Below are 20,781 nucleotides of genomic sequence, written 5' to 3' on the forward strand. Positions count from 1 at the left end.
AACGGGTGGCGGGCGTTGGGCCGTGCAAGCGGCCGGCAACCCCGTTGCGGCGTGTTCTTTTGCAATCCTGCCTGTGTCTTATCTCTGGTACCAAAGGAGTTTTCACATGGGAATCGCATTGTTTTCTGCCGCCAACCTGATCGAGTCGCTGCAAGGTGTGATCGGCTGGCTTGCGCCGCGCGACCAGCGGGCCGCTTCGGCGCATAACGCACCGCCAGCAGTCTGGCATCGGCCCGCGCGCTCGCGTGGCCGCAGCGGCCATGCGGTACCACACGCCGGCCACATGACACCTGGTGGTGGCTTCGTCTCACTTGGTTCCGATCACGCGGCGGCGCCGCTGCTGCCTTGCCCCACCGCGCCGCGGCAGGCTGCACGCAGCCTGCGGGCGCAACGGCCGCTGCGCGTGGTCCGTGTCATGGATGCGTCCACCTCGTCGACGCTCGTCGGCCGCATGGTGATTTCAGGCCGCATGGCCGACGTCTGCGCCGAACTCGATCGCCTGGCCGCACTCGAGGCGGGCACCTCATCGGCGCTGGCCATGGGCTGACGGTCAGCGACCCCGCTGTAAAAGCGTGTTAACGCTACGCGCCTGAAGGCCTGGCTTGCGGCCTGCGGGCGGAAAATCAAATGGCCTCAAGGCACAATGGCGCCATGAACATTGTGATTCTCGACGACTATCAGGATGCGGTGCGCAAGCTGAACTGTGCCGCCAAGCTCGAACCCTATGCCGCCAAGGTCTACACCAACACCGTCAAGGGCCTGGGCCAGTTGTCGGTGAGGCTGAAAGACGCCGACATCATCGTGCTGATCCGCGAACGAACCCACCTGAACCGCCAACTCATCGAAAAGCTGCCCAAGCTGAAGATGATCTCGCAGACAGGCCGGCTCGGCCCGCATGTCGACGTGGGCGCCTGCACCGAGAAAGGCATCGCGGTGGCCGAAGGCGGCGGCTCGCCGATCGCACCGGCCGAACTCACCTGGGCGCTGATCATGGCCGCCACGCGCCGGCTGCCGCAATACATCGGCATGCTCAAACATGGCGCGTGGCAGCAGTCGGGCATGAAGGCCGGCTCGATGCCGCCCAACTTCGGCATTGGCACCGTGCTCAGGGGGCGCACCATCGGCATCTGGGGTTACGGCAAGATCGGCCAGATCATCGCCGGTTATGCGAAGGCCTTCGGCATGAACGTCATGGTCTGGGGCCGGGAAGCCTCGCGGCAGAAGGCCTTGGCCGACGGGCTGGGCGTGGCCATGAGCCGCGAAGCATTCTTCGCCGAGGCCGATATCGTTTCATTGCACCTGCGGCTGAACGAGGAAACGCGTGGCATCGTCACGCTGGACGACCTGTCACGCATGAAGCCGACCTCGCTGTTGGTCAACACCTCCCGCGCCGAACTCATCGAGCCCGACGCCTTGCTCGCCGGACTGAACCGTGGCCATCCCGGCATGGCTGCCGTCGACGTGTTCGAGAGCGAGCCGATCCTGCAGGGCCACGCATTGCTGCGGCTCGAGAACTGCATCTGCACACCGCACATCGGTTATGTGGAGCAGGACAGCTACGAGATGTATTTCAGCGCCGCGTTCGACAACGTGCTGAACTTCATCAAGGGCACGCCGGTGAATATCGTGAATCCGGGCTCGCTGCAGGTAAGGCGTTGAACAGCTCGTGAACATCCGGAGGCGGAAAACTTCCGCCTCGGCTCACTTCGATTTGGGCGAGATCTTGGCTTCGATGCTCGGATCGAACAGGTCGAACTCGATCAGATTGCTGTCCAGGCCAGTCGACGGCGGGAAGCCGGGAGGGACATCTGCCGGCGCGGGCGACCCGGCTGGCGGGCTCGGTGGAAAAGATTCGGGCAAGTCCAACATCGGCAGCGGCGGTGCACTCACATCGTGCGAATGTCCCATCACCTGCAGCTCCGAATTCGAGAAATCCAGATTCAGGTCCAAGTCCAGGTCGAGATCCAGCGGCTGTTTGTAGGAAGGAATATCCACCCCCGACGCGGGCTGCACCGGCGGCATGCTGGTGTCCGCCATCAGCAGCATCGGCTGCGTCGGCGAATCACCGACCGAGGGCTCGGGGGACACTGGCTCGTCGAGAAGCAGGGCCGACAGCGAGTTCTCGAAGGAAGGCGGTGGCGGCCTGGAGACCGGTGGATGAGCGACCATGCTGGCGGCGAGCGCGGCATTGGTTGCATCTGCCGCATTCAACGGCACTGCGGGAGCCGTCGCCGCCAGCGGCGCCTCGCGCGTCACCCTGCCAAGGGGAATGTCGACGGAGGACGTGCCGCTGCGCCGCACCATGGTCTTGGCGATCGCGTACAGCAGCAGGAATTCGCGGTAGGCCGCAAGGTCGTAGGCCGGGCCGGACGACGCACCTGGCGCGCGGTACAGGTTGGACTCGATGACGTCCAGCACCTGCGGCGTACCCCAGTTGTTTTCGATGGCCAGCAGGGCCGAGGGATAGTCCTCCAGGCCGCGCCCTTCGTCGTTGAACGAGGCGAACGGCGGCACATTGCCATTGAAGATGCGATTGAAGTCGTCACGCAGGTGGTTGTAGTCGTCCTGCCGGCTCAGCGTGTGATAGATCTTCAGCAGTTCCAGATAGGCCAGCGGGCTGACCTCGATGTTCTCGTCGATGTTCTTCTTCAGAACGTCGATGGCCTGGTCGTACTGGCCGAGCGAGACGAAGAAGTCGGCATGCTGCTGAACGTCGAAAAAATCTTCCGGCGAAAGGCCACGCGCAGCATGGCCCGCCGCCGGGGCCCCAAGGCTGGCCGAAGCCGCTGGTCGGACCTGCGGCAAGGTGATGGTGTTGAGCTTCTTCAGGTCCTGGAACAACGATTCGTCGATCTCCGGATCCGCCACCTTTGCCGCGGGTACCGCCGGGGCGAGTGGCGCCGGCCGCGTGGGGTTGCGGGTAGCCGCGGTGTATTCGGGCTCCAGCGGCGCCTGGCGCGAGTTCACGGTGCCGGCCTGAACGGCGAGCGCGGCAGCATCGGCTGCAGCCACCTGGGGATCGTTCTGACGCGACCAGTCGGCCACCAGGGCCACGCTCTTGCGTGCCCGGTTCCAGAAAAAGGCCGCGGCCAGCAAGGCGGCGAACAACAGGGCCAGCAGCAGATAGACGATGTTGCTGTCGTAGCGGTTGGCTTCGAGCCGCTCGAGGCGCAAGCGGAAGTCTTCTTCGTTTTTGGCCAGCTGTGCTTTCAGCGCCTTGCCCTCGGCCTCGAGCGCCTGCAGGCGCAACCGGTCTTTCTCGTCCTGCGGATTCTCAGCCGGCAACTGGTTCAGCGAACGCCATGCCGCGGTGGCTTCGGCGCGTTGCTGGGCATTGTCGGTCGGCGCGCTCAGGAGTTCGGATGACGACTTGAGCGGCACCAACCGGTCTTCCGCGACGGTGGCCGCATCCAGCCGCAGCCGCGGACGACTTTGCGCAGCCTCGCTTGCAGATGCCTGGGCCGTGCGCGCCGTCTGTTGTTGTTCACGGGCGCGCACCGGAGCTGCCGCCGGTGGGCGAGTTGCCACCGCGGCTGCGGGTCGCGGTGGACGCGGCGCGACCACCGCGCGCGGAACCGGTGCCGGGGCCACACGAATTGGCGCTGGCGCTGGTGCAGCGCTGGCGCCTGGTGCAGAAGCAATACCCGCTGGCGCGTCCTGGGGCACTGGGGCCGCACTCGAAGAACCCGTCGTGACCGCCGACGGAATCACCGTCGGCACCGCACTGGAGCGCGTCTCGACGGGAAAATCCGTGAGGAAGTCGTACCGGCGCGAGGCGGTCTGCCCGCAGGTCGAACGTAGTGTGACGCTCAGCACCGGTTCGTCAACGATCGCCGACGAGCGGATGCGCACCACCGCGCCGAGCGCCGGCGTGACGTTCTGCACCGTCACCTGCACGCGATTGCCATCGACCCGGCTGTCGGCATGAAACACTTCGGCATCGAAACACTGGCCCACGGCGTCGTCCGCCTGATCGAGCCGCACGTCGACCAACAGGTCCAACGGCTGCCCCAGAACCACCGCACCACGGGCACGTCCCAGAGACAGCGCGGAGCTGCCAAACGCGGCAACCAGCAAGGTGGATCCGAGGAGGGTATTTCGTAGTTTCACTGCAATTTTTTACAAATTTTTATAGATCCGATCACACCATACCATCAGAAACAGGAAGTGATAATTCGCGCCATGAAAATTATGTATCCAGTCCTCGGAATCGTTGGCGCGGGGGCCATGGGCCGCGGCATTGCGCAAATTGCAGCACAAGCTGGGAGCACGGTCAAACTCTTCGACATGCAGGCGGACGCGGTGACAACAGCGCGCAACACTGTGTTTGCGCAATGGGACAAATTGGCAGAGAAAGGCCGGCTCAGTGCGGAGCAAGTCGGCGCGGCCAAGGCCAACCTCCAGTCCGCCACGAGCCTTGCCGATCTGGCCGATTGCCAACTCGTGGTCGAAGCGGTCGTGGAACGGCTCGATGTGAAGCAGGCCCTGTTCGCCGAGCTCGAGGACATCGTGGCCAGCACGGCCGTGCTGGCCACCAATACCTCTTCTCTCTCGGTCACGGCGATCGCCGCCAAGCTCAAGCGGCCGCAGCAGTTCGCGGGTTTCCATTTCTTCAATCCGGTGCCGCTGATGAAGGTGGTGGAAGTGATCGCCGGCCTCAAGACCGCGCCCGCCGTCAGCGCCGACCTGGCCACCTACGCGAAGCAGATGGGCCACACGCCGGTCCAGGCCCAGGACACGCCGGGCTTCATCGTCAACCACGCGGGCCGCGGCTACGGCACCGAGGCGCTGCGCATTGTCGGGGAAAACGTGGCCGACTTCGCCACCATCGACCGCATCCTGAAGGACCAGATCGGCTTCAAGCTCGGCCCGTTCGAACTCATGGACCTCACCGCGCTCGACGTGTCGCATCCGGTGATGGAGTCGGTGTACCGCCAGTATTACGAGGAGCCGCGTTACCGCCCGAGCGTGATCACGGCGCAACGCCTGGCCGGCGGCATGCTGGGCAAGAAGGTCGGCGAAGGCTTCTATCGGTATGCCGATGGCGTGGCGCAGATGCCGGCCGAGCCGCCCGTGCCCACGGTGGCCGAGTTGCCGCCGGTATGGGTGTCGCCGCGGGCGAGCCGTCGGGCCGAACTGCTGCAGCTCCTGAAAGACCTGGGTGCGAAGATCGAAACCGGCAGCGCGCCCTCCCCCGCCGCGCTGACCTTGGTGGCGCCGCTGGGCTTCGACGTGACCACGGTGGCGGTGGTGGAGCGGCTCGATCCCGCGCGCACCGTGGGCATCGACATGCTGGTCGAGGACGCGGCCACCAAGCGCCGCGTGTTGGCCACCAACCCGGCGACCCGCATCGACATGCGCGACGCGGCGCATGCGCTGTTCGCGCGCGACGGCAAGCCGGTCAGCGTGATCCGCGACAGCGGCGGCTTCGTGAGCCAGCGCGTGGTCGCCACCATCGTCAACATCGCGGCCGACATGTGCCAGCAGGGCATCTGCTCGCCCGAAGATCTCGAAACGGCCGTCACGCTCGGCCTTGGATATCCGCTGGGCCCGCTGGCCATGGGCGACCGCTACGGCCCGACGAACGTCCTGGAAGTGCTGTTCAACCTGCAAACCGTGTATGGTGACCCCCGCTACCGTCCCAGCCCCTGGCTGCGCCGCCGCGGCGCCATCGGCCTAAGCCTGCGCCACGAGGAAAAATAGCCAGGGCTTCCCGTTCCTGCCACCACGGATTTCCATGCCCGCCGAACTCAAAAGTATCAGCCATGGCCAGACCATGGTGCTGACCCTCAGCAATCCGGAGCATCGCAACGCCCTCGGCCCTGAAATCTACGCGGCTGGCGTGGAGGCGCTGAGCGTGGCTGAATCCAGCCCCGATGTGCGCAGCGTGGTCATTACCGGCGAGGGCAGCACCTTCTGCGCCGGCGGCAACCTGCTGCGATTGAAGGAAAGCCGCGCGCTGTCGCCACAGGTCCCGGCGCAGAGTGTGGAGAGCCTGCACAACTGGATCGAAGCCATCCGCACCTTTCCCAAACCGGTGATCGCCGCGGTCGAGGGCGCCGCCGCAGGTGCCGGGTTTTCGCTGGCGCTGGCCTGCGACCTGGTCGTCGCGGCGCGCAACGCGGTCTTCGTCATGGCCTACAGCAACGTCGCGCTCTCACCAGACGGCGGTGCGAGCTGGAGTCTGTCGCGGGCATTGCCGCGCCAGCTGGCGGCCGAACTGCTGCTGCTCGGCGAACGCATGCCGCCCGAGCGCCTGCACTCGCTCGGGCTGGTCAATCGCCTGGTCGATGCCGGACAGGCACTGGCGGAAGCGCTGGCGCTGGCCGAGCGGCTCAACGCCCGCGCGCCGAATGCGTTGGCCAGCATCAAGGAACTGGTCAACGACGCACCCGGGAACACGCTCACGCAGCAACTGGCCAGCGAGCGAGACCATTTCGTGAAGAACCTCTTCCATGCCAACGCCGGCATTGGCATCGACGCGTTCCTGAACAAGCAGACCCCAGGCTACCACTGAGGCCATCGGCCCCGCCCCAGACGCTCAGGTGACAACCCTGAGCCATCGGCGTCGTCCCGCGCGTGACAATCGCGCTTTCAGCAGTCACTCAGAAGACAGTCCATGGACGAACCGATTCTTACCATCGAAGAGCGCGCGGCGATCAACGCAGGGCGTTGGTTTTCCACCCTTTCACCTTCTCTTCGACACGACATTCTTCGATGCGCCTACGTCAAACGCTACAAGGACGCGGAACTCATCGCCGTCCGTGGCGAACCGCCCGAGGAATGGATCGCCTGCGCACTGGGCGCGGTGCGCGTCAGCTCGACCTCGGTGTCGGGCAAACAGATCACGCTGACCTATGTGGAGCCGGGCATCTGGTTCGGCGACGTGGCGATCTTCGACGGCGACCGTCGCACCCACGACGCCTATGCGCATGGCGATACCACCATCGTGTGTGTGGCCAAGGCCGACTTCAAGAAGATCCTCGCCACGCACACCGAACTCTACGAGGCGCTGCTGCGGCTTTCCGCGCGTCGCATCCGCCAGTTGTTCGGCCTCGTGGAAGACCTCAACACCTTGCCGCTGCGGGCGCGCCTGGCCAAGCAATTGATCCACCTGGTGCGCAGTTACGGCGTGCAGAGCCTGGCCAACGCGGGCGAGGTGCGCATCAGCCTGCAGCTTGCGCAGGAGGAACTTGCGCAACTGCTCGGCGCCTCGCGCCAGCGCGTGAACCAGGAACTCAAGGCGATGGAGCGCGACGAGGTCATCCGCATCGAACCTGCCGGCCTCACCGTACGCAACCGCGACGCGCTGATGCGCATCGTCGACGCCGACAACAACTGAAGGCCGTCGGCGGCGTGGCCTTCAACCTCATCCGGGAAGCATCCACATGACCGATTTCCAGCACTTCGTCGGCACCCGCGCCGTCACCGGCGCCCAGGCCTTCGACGAGGACGTGCTCGCCGCCTGGCTGGCCGACCATCTGCCCGGCTTCGCCGGCCCGCTCAAGGTGGAAATCTTCAAGGGCGGCCAGTCCAATCCGACCTACAAGCTGGTCACACCCGCGCAGAGTTACGTGATGCGCGCCAAGCCCGGCCCGAAGGCCAAGCTGCTGCCTTCCGCCCATGCGGTGGAACGCGAATTCGCCGTGATGCGCGGCCTGCATGGCACCGACGTGCCGGTGCCCCAGATGCTCTGCCTGTGCGAGGACGAATCCGTGATCGGCCGGGCCTTCTACGTGATGGAATTCATGCAGGGCCGGGTGTTGTGGGACCAGGCGCTGCCCGGCATGGCGCCGGCCGAGCGCAGCGCCATCTACGACGAGATGAACCGTGTGATCGCCGCTTTGCACAAGGTCGACTACGCGGCGCGCGGCCTGGGCGACTACGGCAAACCCGGCAACTACTTCGAGCGACAGATCGGCCGCTGGAGCAAGCAATACCTTGCCTCGATCACCCAGCCGATCCCGGCGATGGACCAGCTCATGGCCTGGCTGCCCGAACACATGCCGGCCAGCGCACGCGACGACAGCAAGACCAGCATCGTGCACGGCGACTTCCGGCTCGACAACCTGATGTTCCACCCGACCGAGCCGCGGGTGCTGGCCGTGCTCGACTGGGAGCTTTCCACGCTCGGCCATCCGCTGGCCGACTTCAGCTACCACTGCATGGCCTGGCACATCACGCCGGGCATGTTCCGCGGCATCGGCGGGCTCGACCTCCAGCGCCTGGGCATTCCTGCCGAGGCCGACTACATGCGCCGGTATTGCGAACGCACCGGCCTCGCCGATTTCGACGCCTTGCAGGCGGACTGGAACTTCTACATGGCCTACAACATGTTCCGCCTGGCCGCCATCCTTCAGGGCATTGCCAAACGCGCGGAAGCCGGTACGGCCTCCAGCGCGCAGGCCGTGGCCTCGGGCGCCGGCGCACGGCCGCTGGCCGAAATGGCATGGCAGTTCGCCCAAAAAGCCTGATCCGGGCGCACCGGCCTATCAACCAGCAATCCACTTCCGGAGAAACAGATGGACTTCGACTATTCCCCCAAGACCAAGGAACTGCAGGCACGCCTGCTGCGGTTCATGGACGAGCATGTCTATCCGGCCGAGCCGAAATTCACCGCCGAACTGCAGGCCAACACCGCCGCCGGCCAACGCTGGACGCCACTGCAGACCATTGAGGGCCTGAAGGCCAAGGCACGCGACGCCGGGCTGTGGAACTTGTGGCTGCCCGTGGACAGCGCGGCCGTGGCCGGCTTCGATGGTGCGGGGCTGACGAACCAGGAATACGCACCGTTGGCCGAAATCATGGGCCGCGTGCCGTGGGCCCCCGAAGTCTTCAACTGCTCCGCCCCCGACACCGGCAACATGGAAACCATCGCGCGGTACGGCTCGGAGGACAACAAGCAGCGCTGGCTCAAGCCGCTGCTCGAGGGCCGAATCCGCTCGGCCTTCGCCATGACGGAGCCCGACGTGGCCTCGAGCGACGCCACCAACATTGCAACGCGCATCGAGCGCGATGGCGACGACTACGTGGTCAACGGTCGCAAGTGGTGGATCTCGGGCGCCGGTGATCCACGCTGCGCGATCTACATCACCATGGGCAAGACCGACCCGGATGCGCCGCGGCACTCACAGCAGAGCATGATCCTGATTCCGGCCGACACACCCGGCCTGAAGGTGATCCGACCGCTGTCGGTCATCGGCTACGACGATGCGCCGCACGGCCATATGGAGATGACTTTCGACAACGTGCGCGTGCCAGCGTCCAACATCCTCCTGGGCGAGGGACGGGGTTTCGAAATCGCCCAGGGTCGCCTCGGCCCCGGACGGGTGCACCATTGCATGCGGCTGATCGGGCTGGCCGAACGGGCGCTGGAACTGATGTGCAGGCGCAGTTCGTCGCGCGTGGCGTTCGGCAAGCCTGTGTCGGCCCAGACAGTGACGCAGGAACGCATCGCCGAGGCGCGCTGCAAGATCGACATGGCACGGCTGCTCACCTTGAAGACCGCCTGGCTGATGGACGTGGCCGGCAACAAGGTGGCCAAGAACGACATCGCCATGATCAAGGTGGTGGCGCCCAGCATGGCCTGCCAGGTGATCGACTGGGCCATGCAGGCGCATGGCGGGGGCGGCATGTGCGACGACTTCCCGCTGGCTTACGCCTATGCCCATGCACGAACGCTGCGTTTCGCTGACGGCCCGGACGAAGTGCACCGCAACGCCATCGCGAAAAACGAACTGGGCAAGTACGCCGGCTGAGCCGCCGACGTCAATGCCCGTTGACTGGGTGGGCCACCGGCCGGCCTGGCCGGCGAAAAGATGCGATTTCGCCTAGAGTCGAGGCTTGCGAAGCCTGGCCGTTGCGGCCAGGAAAGCGACTCTCATCGCGAGTGAATCCATGATCCAAGTCTATTCCTGGGCCACGCCGAACGGGCACAAAGTGCACATCATGCTGGAGGAATGCCGGCTCGCCTATGAGGCGATTCCGGTCGACATCGGCGCGGGCGACCAGTTCAAGCCCGAGTTCCTGAAGATCAGTCCGAACAACAAGATCCCGGCATTGGTCGACCCGGACGGCCCCGACGGCCAGCCCATCGCGCTGTTCGAGTCCGGAGCGATCCTGCTCTATCTCGCCGCCAAGACCGGCAAGTTCCTGCCGAAGTCGGACCGGCGCAAGTTCGAGGTGCTGCAGTGGCTGATGTTCCAGATGGGTGGCGTCGGCCCGATGCTGGGCCAGGCCCACCATTTCCGCATGTATGCGCCGGAAAAGATCGACTATGCGGTGAACCGCTATACCAACGAAGCCAGGCGCATCTACGGTGTGATGGACACGCAACTGGCCAGCCACAAGTACATCGCCGGCGCGACCTACAGCATCGCCGACATCGCCATCTTTCCCTGGCTGCGCAGTTGGCAGAACCAGGGCATCGACTGGGCCAACCATCCGCACCTGAAAGACTGGTTCGACCGCGTCGGTGCGAGGCCGGCGGTGCAGCGCGGCGTGCAAGTGCTGGCGGGCCTGCGCAAGCCGATCACCGACGACAAGGCCCGCGAGGTCCTGTTCGGCAAGACCCAGCACGAGCGCCGGCCTGCCGGCTAAGTCACATCAGCCTCGACGGACTGGCGCTGCTCGAGCATCTGGCACAGCGCCTCCAGCGACAGGGGATGGCTGAACAGATAACCCTGCCCGCCCTCGCACTGGTGGGCGCAAAGGCGCTGGTGCTGCTCGGCAGTCTCCACGCCTTCGGCCACCACATGCAGCTTGAGTGACCGGGCCAGGCCGATCACCGACGCCACGATGGCCTCGCTGTAGGGATTGCTCGGCAGGTCGGCGATGAAGCTTTGGTCGATCTTCAGCGTCGTGACCGGAAAACGGTGCAGATAACTCAGGCTCGAATACCCGGTACCGAAGTCGTCGATCGTGAGGCGCACGCCCTTGCGATGCAACGCCTGCAACAGCGCGGCGGCGACTTCCGTGTCGTCGATCAGCACGCTTTCGGTGATTTCGAGCTCCAGCAGCGCGGGCGCCAGGCCGGCAGTCTCGAGGGCCTCCTCCACCCGGTGCAGCAGCCCGGGCTGGCGAAACTGGCGCGGCGACATGTTCACCGCCATCGGCACCGCGTAGCCCAGCCGCGTGCTGATGCGCACGGCGTCGGCACAGGCCTGGCGCAGCACCCATTCCCCGATCGGCAGGATCAGGCCGGAATCCTCGGCCAGCCCGATGAAGTCGCTGGGCGCGACGAGGCCATGGCCGGGCCGGTTCCAGCGCAGCAGCGCCTCCACCCCGAGGAGGCGGCCATCGGCCAATGCCACCTTGGGCTGGAAATGCAGGACGAGTTCTTCCTGCGCCAACGCCGTGCGCAGCCCCTCCTCCACCGTCATGCGCAGGTTGGAATCGGCCTGCATCGCAGGCGCGAAGGCTTCGAATGCGTTGCGTCCGCGCTTCTTCGAGGCGTACATGGCGATGTCGGCGTTCTGCAGCAGCGCCGCCAGCGCCAGGCCGTCGTCGGGAAACACCGCAATGCCGACGCTGACCGTGATGTGCAGTTCCCGCTCACCGACCGGCATCGTCGGCCGCACCGCCTCCAGAATCTTCTGGGCCACCAGCACCGCCTCGGCCCGATCGTCGAGGTCGCTGAGCACCACACAGAATTCGTCGCCGCCCATGCGGGCCACCGTATCGGAATGCCGTACCGTCTCACGCAGCCGCGTGGCCACGGCCTGCAGCACCGCGTCGCCGACCCCATGCCCGAGGGAATCGTTGATCTGCTTGAAGTGGTCCAGGTCGAGCAGCATCACTGCAACCTGCCGGCCGCTGCGCTTGGCATGCTCGATGGCCACCTCGACGCGGTCCTGCAGGAGGAGCCGGTTCGGCAGCGCGGTGAGCGCGTCGTGGTGCGCCAGATGGCGGATGTAGTTTTCCGAACGCTTGCGCTCGCTGATGTCATAGGCGATGCCGACAAAACCCGTTGGCAGGCCACGCGCGTCGCGCATCGCCGCGACCGCCAAGTTCACCGGCAACGCCGATCCGTCCTTGCGCAGCAGTGTCCATTCGCTCTCGTCGGCCAGCCCCCGCAACGCGCGGGCGCCGAGGGCGCGCGCAGGCACCTCCATGCCCAGATCGATCGAAGCCTGGGCCGCGTGGGCCACCAGCTCGTCGTGCAGCAGCAAAGTCTCGAACACGCTGCGGCCGACAAGCTCGTCCCGCCGATACCACAACATGCGCTCGGTGGCCGCATTCACGCTCTGGATCACGCCGGCCTTGTCGCAACTCACCACCATGAATGGCGCACTCTGCAGGATGGCCGTGTTGAGCTGTGCGATGCGGGCGGCGGCCAGCTCGGACAGCTTTTGCTGCGTCATGTCGCTGAGCATCACCACATAGCCCCTCTGGCCATCGAGCACCATCACGCTGGCTGCGGCGCGCACCAGGACCTGGCGGCCGTCAAGGGTAGTGGCCGCCAGTTCGCGGCGCAACGTATCGCCGGTATCGGGCTGGCCAAGTTCGCCCAGCGGCAACGCGACCAGGCTCTCCAGCGGTCGCCCCACCAGGGCTTCTGGAGCCCAGCCGAAAATCGCCTCGACCGCGGGGTTGGCGCTCAGCACCCGACCATCGGCGTCGGTGGTGAGGATCCCTTCCGAGGTGTGGGCGACGATGGTCTGCGCGCGTGCTTCGCTGCGCCGATAGGCACTGCCCATGGATGCCGCCCGCCGTTCCGCGCGGGCGCGCTGGCGCATCAGGAAGGCCAGGGCAGCGGTGAACAACAAGGTCAGCAGCAGGCCCGCCGCCAGCACGGATGCCGAGCGGCCCGCAGGCATCGTGGCGGCATACGCTGGCAGGGCCTCGAAGCGCAGCGTCCAGCCACGCTGCCCCATCTCGAACTGCGCCACGCGCTCCAACGCCGGTGGTTCGCCGCGCGCGACGGCGGTGCGGGCGCTGTAGATGCGCCCTTCCGGCACGGGAAGCCGCCCGTCGAACAACTCCACCGCCATGGCATCGACCTGGCCCAGCAGCGCCGACTCCACCAGTTCGTCCATGCGCGAGAAACCGAACACATAACCCCGGATCGCCTGGCGCCGTTGCGCGACTTCCCCCGGCACCGCATTGCCGTCGTACAGCGGCATGTACATCACCGACTGCACCTCGGCCGGCACACCGGGCATGCCGGCGAGTTCGAGTTTGCCGGACAGGGCGGCTTCACCGCTGTCGCGCGCGAGCACCATGGCCGACTGGAGCACCGGCAACGCTGCCATGTCCAGTCCGCGCAGCATCCTGTTGCGCGCACCGCCGGACGCGGCCTCGTCGGTCGGCTCGATGTACACCACCGGCATCTGCTCCGGTGGCGAAGCCGATGGCACCGCCTTGATGCGGCCGGCATAGCCGAACGAGCGCAGGCCCGGATACTGGCCATGCAGCCGCATCTGCTGGGTGAAGGTTTGCCATTCGGTGGCGCTGACTTCGTCCGAAGCGGTGTACAGCCCGAGGCCGGCCCGCAGCAGTTGCTCCTGCGCGGCGACCCGCGCCAGCACCAAGGCCAGCGCATCGTCCACATCTTTGTCGAAGTTCCGTTGCAACAGCGTCGTCTCGGCAGTACGGATGCGCAGCGCCTCGTGCACCGATAGCACCACGCCAGCGATGAGCACCAGGCTCAATGCCAGCCAAGACCACCAGGAAGGAATCTGTCGGCCTCGTGCGAACGGGAGCAGGCTCGCGGTATTGGGCATCAGCGTCGATTCTCGGGCGAGGACGAAGGGTTTCGTTACATCCTACCGTAAGCCATCGACTCTGGCGCAAGCGATTCACCGGCGTACTCAAAAACCATGAAGCCGCGCTTGCCAGGCGGGCTTCCACATGAGATGGCCGCGACATGGTGAAGGTGGCCATTGGTTGGCCTGCCCGACAGGGATCGAACCTGTGACCCTCAGCTTAGAAGGCTGATGCTCTATCCAACTGAGCTACGGGCAGATGCGTGGATGCGGCGGCAAACGCCGGATCCAATCCGGCAGCGTGCTGTCCACTCCCCGATGATAACGGTTGCGAGGGCCGCGTCGGCCCAATGACAGAAGCCCGCCGGACGACGCGTCCGGCGGGCTTCTGGGCGAACGGGGAGTCCTGAGACCGCCGCTCAGGTCGTGATCAGACCTTGCTCTTGCGGCGGCGGCTCACGCCCAGCGCGGCCAGGCCCAGGCCCATCAACGCGATGGAGCCCGGCTCGGGAACGGCGCTCACGTTGAAACCAACGGCCACGTTGTCCATTTCGAAGGCAATGCCGGTGGTCCTGAACGAGAAGCTGGTGAATTGCTCCTGAGGGCTGAAGAACAGGTTCACGTAGATGTTCGAGGAGTCGGCCGTCTGGTTGCCCGAGGTGCCCTTGAACAGCGAGATCAGGCTGGTACCGGTGACCGTGGTGATGACGCCGCCTTGCGCGTTGTAGAAGATCAGATCGTTGTAGGTGTCGATCGAACCGTAGTACAGGCCCAGATAGTTCAGCGTGTTGCCACCAGCGGCAGCGATCAGGCCGGAATAGTTGATGTTGACTTCGTCAGGCAGCTTGCCGCCGATGGCAGGACCGTAGGCAAAACAGGTGCTGTCGCCGGCGGGTGCTGCAGCGCCCGCGACCGAGCCCTGGCGAAAACCGTAGGAACCGCCGGTGATGCTGACCAGGTTGGAAGGCGTGTCGAGTCCGCAACCTTGTGAATTGCCGCCACCATTCAAGGCGCTGAACGTTTCGACGAACACACCGGAGCCGGGCGTCGCCACGTTGTTGGCACCGAGCAGAACGCTGGTCTTGCCGGATTGATCACCACCAGGAACATTGGTGTTGGTGTAGGCGAAGGACACGGTGAAGGCCTGCGCCGGAACGGACAGCAGAGCGACGGCAGCGAACGTTGCACTTACAAACAATTTTTTCATATTTGACCTTGATTATTTCTAGTGAATCTAGAGTTGAAACAGTTAAGCAAAAGCCATGCCAAAGAAATTTTTTGTTATAAATCAATTACTTACATTGATAATTCAAAAACCTTTGGGCGAAAACTGTTAATAAAATCGACATAAGTGAAATTTAACGGTTACAACTAACCGTGAATAAGTTCCTCGATTTCGCCGTCGCATCGAGATAGGTCATGGCATTTACGTGGCCCGTCCCAGGGATTACCCACCCCTTTTGGCCTGACCAATCCTCCCATAATCGCAGCTCTCGTTGTACGACAACAGATAAGCAAGGGTGTTGATGAATCTGATGAACCGGGTGGATTCCACCGCCTTTGCGCCGGGCGTGCGGCCGTGAAGTACCACCTCGACTTCTCTCCGCTCGTGCCCTACTGGCCGGTCTTTCTCAACGGTGCCTGGCTGACGCTGAAGATGACGGCCGTGGCGGTCGTGGTCGGCGTGGCGGTCGGCACCCTGGTGGCGTTCGCCAAGCGCAGCAGGATCACGCCGATCTCGCAGATCTGCTCGGCCTACATCGAGGTCGTGCGCAACACACCTTTCCTGGTGCAGATCTTCCTGCTTTACTTCGGCCTGGCCAGCTTCGGCGTGCGCATGCCGACCTTCGCCGCGGCCGTGCTGGCGATGATCATCAACATCGCCGCCTACGCCGCGGAAATCATCCGCGCCGGACTCGAATCCGTGCCCCGGGGCCAGATCGAGGCAGCAGAATGCCTGGGCCTGTCCAAATGGCGCATCGGCTGGCACGTGATGCTCCAGCCGTCGATCGAGAAGGTGTATCCGGCGCTGACCAGCCAGTTCCTGCTGATGATGCAGGCCTCGGCCATGGCCTCGCAGATTTCGGCGGAGGAATTGACGGCCATCGCCAACACCGTGCAGTCGGACACGTTCCGCTCCCTCGAAACCTACATCGTGGTGGCGGCGCTATACCTGGTCCTGTCGCTGGCGATCAAGCTGCTGACCAGCTTGCTCGGCGAATACCTGTTCCGCCGCCGCCGGGTGGTGCGCCAGGCCGCGGCGCTCAATGCGCGCAACGGCCGGGCGACGGCGTTGCCGCCCACGGCAGCGGTGGCCAGCCGCGGGGGTGCGGCATGAACTTCGGCCTCGGCAGCTTCACCGGGACCCACCTGCTGTACCTGTTCACCTCGATCTGGTGGACGCTGGTGCTGTCCGCCCTGGCCTTCGTGCTCGGCAGCGTCGGCGGCTTCGGCGTGATGCTGGCGCGCATTTCGCACAAGGCCTGGCTGCGCTGGATGGCGCTGGTCTACATCGAATGCGTGCAGGGCATCCCGCTGCTGATCCTGCTGTTCATCGTGTATTTCGGCTTGTCGGTGTACGGCTATTCGCTGCCTGCACTGGCGGCCGCTGGCATCGCGATGATGATCTACGTCAGCGCCTACCTCGGCGACATCTGGCGCGGTTGTGTCGAGGCCATGCCCAAGCCGCAATGGGAGGCCGCAGAATGCCTGGCGTTCTCGCGCTGGCAGACGCTGCGCCTGGTGATCATCCCGCAGGCGGTACGGCTGTCCCTGCCGCCCACCGTGGGCTTCCTGGTGCAGATCATCAAGATGACCTCGCTGGCCTCGGTGATCGGCTTCGTCGAACTCACCCGCGCGGGCCAGATCATCAACAACTCGATCTTCCAGCCGTTCCTGATCTTCGCGATCGTCGGCGCGTTCTATTTTGCCCTGTGTTATCCGCTTTCGCGCTGGAGCGAAGCGATGGAGAGAAAACTGAATGTCGCCAATCGATAGTACGCCGCAGGGCCGCCCCCAAGGCGGACAAGCCTTCCCCACGGGGGGTGGCGAAGCACACGCAGTGGCCAGCCGGGGGGCCATCGTTAAGCTGGATCAGGTCTACAAGAGCTTCGGCTCGAACCAGGTCCTGAAGGGTGTTTCCTTCGAGGTCGCCAAGGGCGAGATGATTGCCATCATCGGCGCCAGCGGCTCGGGCAAGAGCACGGCGCTGCGCTGCATCGACCGGCTCGAAGTCATCGACCGGGGCAGCATTGAGGTCTGCGGCATCCGGGTCGACGACCCGGCCATCGACCTGAAACAGCTGCGCCTCGAAGTCGGCATCGTGTTCCAGAGCTACAACCTGTTTCCGCACCTCACGGTGGAAGAAAACATCCTGCTCGCACTCAAGCACGTGAAGAAGCTGGCCACGGCCGAAGCGCGCCAGGTCGCGCTGCGGGTGCTCGAGCAGGTCGGGCTGAAGGAAAAGGCCGGCGCCTATCCCGAGCAGCTCTCGGGCGGCCAGCAACAACGCGTGGCCATCGCGCGCTCGCTGGCCATGTCGCCCAAGGTGATGCTGTTCGACGAGGTGACTTCCGCGCTCGATCCGCAGCTCACCGGCGAGGTGCTGCGCGTGATGGAAGACCTGGCCGCTGGCGGCATGACCATGCTGCTGGTGACGCACGAGATGGCGTTTGCCAAGCGCGTGGCCGACCGCATCATCTACATGCACCAGGGCAAGGTCTGGGAGGTCGGCGGCGGAGAGATGCTTGACGCGCCCCAGACCCCCGAGCTCAGGGCTTTCCTGGACAACGGGCTTTGAGGCCGGCCGTTGGGCCACAGCTACCGCATTCCTTCCCCCCGATTCACAACCCCAAGGAGACTGACTTGAACAACTCGAAGATCCTCACCCGCACCGCGCTGGCGGCCGCCCTGCTCGCATTCGGCGCCCATGCCGCGCTGGCCGATCAGCTCGACGACATCAAGAAGGCTGGCAAGGTCCGCGTGGCCATCGCCATCGGCACGCCGCTGTTCAGCTATGCCGATGCCAACCTGCAGCCCACGGGCTCGGACGTGGACACGGCCACCGAACTCGCCAAGGATCTGGGCGTGAAGCTGGAGATCGTGCCGATCACCACCGCCGCGCGCATCCCCACGCTGCAGGCCCAGCGGGCCGATCTCGTCATCTCGAGCCTGTCGATCACCGAGGAGCGCGCCAAGGTGGTGGACTTCTCGATCCCCTACTCCGCCATCACCATCATGGTCGCCGCGCCCAAGGACATGAAGATCACTGGCTACGCCGACCTGGCCGGCAAACGCATCGGCCTGACCCGCGCCACCACCAACGACACGCTGACCACCAAGGAAGCCAAGGGCGCCGAGATCATGCGCTACGAAGACGACGCCACGCTGATCACCTCGGTGGTCACCGGACAGGTCGACATCTTCTCCAGCACGCCGTCGAACATGGGCGAGATCAACAAGCGCGCGCCGGGCAAGAATTTCGAGCTGAAGTTCTCGCAGCTCGACTCGGGCCTGGGCATCACCATGAACAAGGGCGAGCCCAAGCTCAAGGAGTGGATCAACGGCTGGGTCACCACCAACCTCAAGAACGGCAAGCTCAACGCCATCTACAAGAAGTACCACGGCCGCGATCTGCCGGCCGACGTGATCAAGGCCGGTTGAGCCCCGCCATGGGCAGCGCGAACGGCATCTCGCCGGCCGGCGCCGGCCGCGCAAACAGATAGCCCTGCCCGTAGTCGCAGCCGGCCGCGGCCAGCAGGTCGCGCTGGGCGGGCGTCTCCACGCCCTCGGCCACCACCTTCAGGCCCAGCGTGTGGGCCATGACGATGATCACGTTGCACAGCGCCATGTCGTCCGGGTCGGTGGTGAGATTGCGCACGAAGGACTGGTCGATCTTGAGGAAATCGATGTCGAACTTTTTCAAGTAGGACAGCGACGAATACCCGGTGCCGAAATCGTCGAGCGACAGCCCGATGCCGGCTTGCCGGAACACCTGCAGCTGGCCACTCACGTTGTGCCCGGCATCCATCAGCAAGCCTTCGGTGATCTCCACCAGCACCCCCTGGCCCGGCACGCCCATCGCGCTCAGGTGCGCGAGCCACGATGCCTGGTCGATGCCCTCGTTGCGGAATTGCATCGGCGAGACGTTGACGCTGACCTGGAACTGCGGATGGTGCGTCCGACGCCATGCCGCCACCTGCTTCACCGCCTCGCGGAACACCCAGTCGCCGAGTTCGACGATCATGCCGGTCTCCTCGGCGATCGGAATGAAATCGGCCGGACTCACCAGGCCCTCGACCGGATGGCGCCAGCGGATCAAGGCCTCGGCCTTGTGGACCTGGCCCGTCCGCAGGTCGACGATCGGCTGGTAATGGATGCTGAACTGCTTCTCGGCCATGGCCACGCGCAGGTCGTTGATCAGCCGCATGCGCTTTTGCGCCGCGTCCTGCATCGACGGCGTGAACACGTTGTAGCGGTTGCGGCCCTGGCTCTTGGCGGCATACATGGCCTGGTCGGCATTCTTCAGCAAGGTCTCGACCAGCGTCGCGTCCTGCGGATAGAAGGTCACGCCGGCGCTGGTCGAGATGTGCACCTGCTGGCCGCCGAGCACGAAAGGCTCGACCAGCCGCTCCAGCGCGTCCTGCACGATCTGGTGCACGTCGCCGATGTCGGCCAGGCCGCTCAGGATCAGGGTGAACTCGTCCCCGCCGAGCCGCGCCAGCAGGTCGTTCTGCCGCACCCCCACTCGCAGGCGGCGGGCGGCCTCCTGCAGCAGGACGTCCCCCATCTCGTGGCCCAGCGTGTCGTTGACTTCCTTGAAGAGATCGAGGTCGAAGAACACGAGCGCCAACGAGCGTCCCTCGCGCGCGGCCTCCGCCATTTCCTGCTCCAGTCGTTCCTGGAAGAGATGGCGGTTCGGCAGTCCCGTCAGGCGGTCGAAGTTGGCCTGGTTCCAGATCATCTCGGCCGCGCGCTTGCGCTCGGTCACGTCTTCCAGCACCAGGATGATCAACTGTTCGCTGCCCAGGGCCACCATGCGCCCGGAGATCTCGCACAGGATCGCATTGTCATCCTCGTCCCCGGCCTGATCGCCGATGCGGCGCAGCCAGGCTTCGAAACCCTTGATCTCCCCGGTGTGTTCGATCACCTCGAGGGCATGCGCCTGGTCGCGCGCTCGGCGCCACAACAAACCGTGGCTTTGGCCGAGCCGCATCTCGCGCGAGCCGCCGAACTGCCGCAGGCCGGCATCGTTGATGTCGACGATGGGGTGACCCGGCGCATGTCGCGACACCGTCATCGCCAGCGGCGACGCGTGAAAGATGGCCTTGAACTTGGCGTCGGTCAAACGCAGGGCTTCCTCGGCCTGCAGCCGATCGTGCAGTTCCTGGCGCAAGTCCGCGTTCTTGATGTCACGTTCGGCGATCAGCGCGCCGAGCGCGGCGCGCATCTGGTCCAGGCCCAGCGCCAGGCTGCCGATCTCGTCGCGGCGGTGCCAGTCGAGCGGCTGCTCCAATTCGCCGCGCGCCAGCTTGGCGGTGGCCAGCTGCAGCTTGTACAGCGGGCGCACCACGCGCCGGTCGACCAGCAAGAACACCAGCAGGAAGGAAACACCGACCTGGGCCAGCAGCGCGAGGCCCAGTTGCGCGAAATCGCCCCACCATTGCTGCTCGATGCGCGCCGTGCTCAAGGCCACCGTGACCATGCCGATCGGCCGGCCATCGAGATTGACTCCGCGCTGCTGGCGCAGCACCGTGCCCCTGCGCCGGGTGTTTTCCTCCGCGCTCACGAAGACGTTGCCGAACTCGTCCATCACCGTGAGTTCGACCACGTCCGGGTTGCGCATCACCGAGTCGACCAGTTGCTTGGCCACCGCCTTGTCGACGTTCCAGATCGGCATCGCCATCGCACTGGAGAGCAGTTGGGCGTACTGGGCCATCGGCTCCCCGATGCGCAGCGCGAGCTCGCGCTCGTGCCGCTCCTTCAACACCAGGCTGCCCAGCAGCAGCGCGGGCAAGGTGATGCCGAGCGCCACGCCCAGCGTGATGACCTGTCTGAGCGATAGCTTGGGCACGTT

Annotated in this window: 16 protein-coding genes and 1 tRNA gene; 12 read left to right on the forward strand and 5 right to left on the reverse strand. The window is 65.2% G+C overall.

Annotated features, from left to right (window positions below; genetic code table 11):
* Positions 1 to 106: 106 nt before the first annotated feature.
* A complete protein-coding gene (locus RD110_RS16050) occupies positions 107 to 547 on the forward strand; it encodes a hypothetical protein (protein WP_076200405.1) in 441 nt (146 codons plus the stop codon).
* 104 nt (positions 548 to 651) lie between these two features.
* The gene (locus RD110_RS16055; RefSeq protein WP_076200406.1) at positions 652 to 1,659 is read left to right on the forward strand and encodes a D-2-hydroxyacid dehydrogenase family protein; all 1,008 of its coding nucleotides are present in this window, start codon (positions 652 to 654) and stop codon (positions 1,657 to 1,659) included.
* A gap of 42 nt (positions 1,660 to 1,701) precedes the next feature.
* On the opposite strand, the gene RD110_RS16060 is transcribed toward RD110_RS16055, so the two are convergent.
* Positions 1,702 to 4,002 carry a hypothetical protein gene (locus RD110_RS16060; protein WP_076200407.1) on the reverse strand — a complete coding sequence of 767 codons (2,301 nt, stop codon included), beginning with the start codon at positions 4,000 to 4,002 and terminating at the stop codon, positions 1,702 to 1,704.
* Positions 4,003 to 4,182: 180 nt separating this feature from the next.
* Here RD110_RS16060 and RD110_RS16065 point away from each other — a divergent pair, with 180 nt between their 5' ends.
* From RD110_RS16065 to RD110_RS16090, 6 genes are all read left to right on the forward strand, one after another.
* Positions 4,183 to 5,703, forward strand: a complete 1,521-nt coding sequence (locus RD110_RS16065) for a 3-hydroxyacyl-CoA dehydrogenase (RefSeq protein WP_076200408.1) — start codon at positions 4,183 to 4,185, stop codon at positions 5,701 to 5,703.
* A gap of 34 nt (positions 5,704 to 5,737) precedes the next feature.
* A complete protein-coding gene (locus tag RD110_RS16070; protein ID WP_076200409.1) occupies positions 5,738 to 6,517 on the forward strand; it encodes an oxepin-CoA hydrolase, alternative type in 780 nt (259 codons plus the stop codon).
* Between the two features lie 102 nt (positions 6,518 to 6,619).
* Complete coding sequence (locus RD110_RS16075; protein WP_076200410.1) at positions 6,620 to 7,342, forward strand: Crp/Fnr family transcriptional regulator; 723 nt, start codon at positions 6,620 to 6,622, stop codon at positions 7,340 to 7,342.
* A 46-nt stretch (positions 7,343 to 7,388) separates the two neighbouring features.
* Positions 7,389 to 8,474 carry a phosphotransferase gene (locus RD110_RS16080; protein WP_076200411.1) on the forward strand — a complete coding sequence of 362 codons (1,086 nt, stop codon included), beginning with the start codon at positions 7,389 to 7,391 and terminating at the stop codon, positions 8,472 to 8,474.
* A 48-nt stretch (positions 8,475 to 8,522) separates the two neighbouring features.
* Entirely contained in the window at positions 8,523 to 9,758 is a 1,236-nt protein-coding gene (locus RD110_RS16085; RefSeq protein WP_076200412.1) for an acyl-CoA dehydrogenase family protein, read from the forward strand.
* A gap of 139 nt (positions 9,759 to 9,897) precedes the next feature.
* Complete coding sequence (locus RD110_RS16090) at positions 9,898 to 10,599, forward strand: glutathione S-transferase N-terminal domain-containing protein (RefSeq protein ID WP_076200413.1); 702 nt, start codon at positions 9,898 to 9,900, stop codon at positions 10,597 to 10,599.
* Here RD110_RS16090 and RD110_RS16095 read toward each other — a convergent pair.
* The 3 genes from RD110_RS16095 to RD110_RS16105 form a co-directional block, all read right to left on the reverse strand.
* Positions 10,596 to 13,724: a bifunctional diguanylate cyclase/phosphodiesterase gene (locus RD110_RS16095; RefSeq protein WP_083686306.1), complete on the reverse strand. Its 3,129-nt coding sequence runs from the start codon at positions 13,722 to 13,724 to the stop codon at positions 10,596 to 10,598. The two genes, RD110_RS16090 and RD110_RS16095, sit on opposite strands and share 4 nt — an antisense overlap.
* A 164-nt stretch (positions 13,725 to 13,888) precedes the next feature.
* A tRNA-Arg gene (locus tag RD110_RS16100) sits at positions 13,889 to 13,965 on the reverse strand.
* A 171-nt stretch (positions 13,966 to 14,136) separates the two neighbouring features.
* A complete protein-coding gene (locus tag RD110_RS16105) occupies positions 14,137 to 14,913 on the reverse strand; it encodes an Npun_F0296 family exosortase-dependent surface protein (protein ID WP_076200415.1) in 777 nt (258 codons plus the stop codon).
* Positions 14,914 to 15,285: 372 nt separating this feature from the next.
* On the opposite strand from RD110_RS16105, the gene RD110_RS16110 reads away from it, so the two are divergent.
* The 4 genes from RD110_RS16110 (at position 15,286) to RD110_RS16125 (ending at position 18,368) form a co-directional block, all read left to right on the forward strand.
* Positions 15,286 to 16,044, forward strand: a complete 759-nt coding sequence (locus tag RD110_RS16110) for an amino acid ABC transporter permease (protein WP_076200416.1) — start codon at positions 15,286 to 15,288, stop codon at positions 16,042 to 16,044.
* The gene (locus tag RD110_RS16115) at positions 16,041 to 16,703 is read left to right on the forward strand and encodes an amino acid ABC transporter permease (RefSeq protein WP_076200417.1); all 663 of its coding nucleotides are present in this window, start codon (positions 16,041 to 16,043) and stop codon (positions 16,701 to 16,703) included. Before RD110_RS16110 ends, RD110_RS16115 begins: the two co-directional genes overlap by 4 nt.
* Positions 16,687 to 17,505, forward strand: coding sequence for an amino acid ABC transporter ATP-binding protein (locus RD110_RS16120; RefSeq protein ID WP_083686307.1), 819 nt, complete (start codon positions 16,687 to 16,689; stop codon positions 17,503 to 17,505). The genes RD110_RS16115 and RD110_RS16120 overlap by 17 nt, the downstream gene beginning before the upstream one ends.
* 65 nt (positions 17,506 to 17,570) lie before the next feature.
* Positions 17,571 to 18,368, forward strand: a complete 798-nt coding sequence (locus RD110_RS16125; protein WP_076200419.1) for a transporter substrate-binding domain-containing protein — start codon at positions 17,571 to 17,573, stop codon at positions 18,366 to 18,368.
* On the opposite strand, the gene RD110_RS16130 is transcribed toward RD110_RS16125, so the two are convergent.
* Entirely contained in the window at positions 18,355 to 20,778 is a 2,424-nt protein-coding gene (locus RD110_RS16130) for an EAL domain-containing protein (RefSeq protein ID WP_076200420.1), read from the reverse strand. The genes RD110_RS16125 and RD110_RS16130 overlap by 14 nt on opposite strands.
* Positions 20,779 to 20,781 lie beyond the last annotated feature (3 nt).

Source organism: Rhodoferax koreense (assembly GCF_001955695.1).
GTDB classification, from domain to species: Bacteria; Pseudomonadota; Gammaproteobacteria; order Burkholderiales; family Burkholderiaceae_C; genus Rhodoferax_B; species Rhodoferax_B koreensis.

Coding starts and splice junctions, on each gene's coding strand:
- RD110_RS16050 (WP_076200405.1), top strand. CDS start 107: ATGGGAATCGCATTGTTTTCTGCCGCCAACCTGATCGAGTCGCTGCAA.
- RD110_RS16055 (WP_076200406.1), top strand. CDS start 652: ATGAACATTGTGATTCTCGACGACTATCAGGATGCGGTGCGCAAGCTG.
- RD110_RS16065 (WP_076200408.1), top strand. CDS start 4,183: ATGAAAATTATGTATCCAGTCCTCGGAATCGTTGGCGCGGGGGCCATG.
- RD110_RS16070 (WP_076200409.1), top strand. CDS start 5,738: ATGCCCGCCGAACTCAAAAGTATCAGCCATGGCCAGACCATGGTGCTG.
- RD110_RS16075 (WP_076200410.1), top strand. CDS start 6,620: ATGGACGAACCGATTCTTACCATCGAAGAGCGCGCGGCGATCAACGCA.
- RD110_RS16080 (WP_076200411.1), top strand. CDS start 7,389: ATGACCGATTTCCAGCACTTCGTCGGCACCCGCGCCGTCACCGGCGCC.
- RD110_RS16085 (WP_076200412.1), top strand. CDS start 8,523: ATGGACTTCGACTATTCCCCCAAGACCAAGGAACTGCAGGCACGCCTG.
- RD110_RS16090 (WP_076200413.1), top strand. CDS start 9,898: ATGATCCAAGTCTATTCCTGGGCCACGCCGAACGGGCACAAAGTGCAC.
- RD110_RS16095 (WP_083686306.1), bottom strand. CDS start 13,724: ATGCCCAATACCGCGAGCCTGCTCCCGTTCGCACGAGGCCGACAGATT.
- RD110_RS16105 (WP_076200415.1), bottom strand. CDS start 14,913: ATGAAAAAATTGTTTGTAAGTGCAACGTTCGCTGCCGTCGCTCTGCTG.
- RD110_RS16115 (WP_076200417.1), top strand. CDS start 16,041: ATGAACTTCGGCCTCGGCAGCTTCACCGGGACCCACCTGCTGTACCTG.
- RD110_RS16120 (WP_083686307.1), top strand. CDS start 16,687: ATGTCGCCAATCGATAGTACGCCGCAGGGCCGCCCCCAAGGCGGACAA.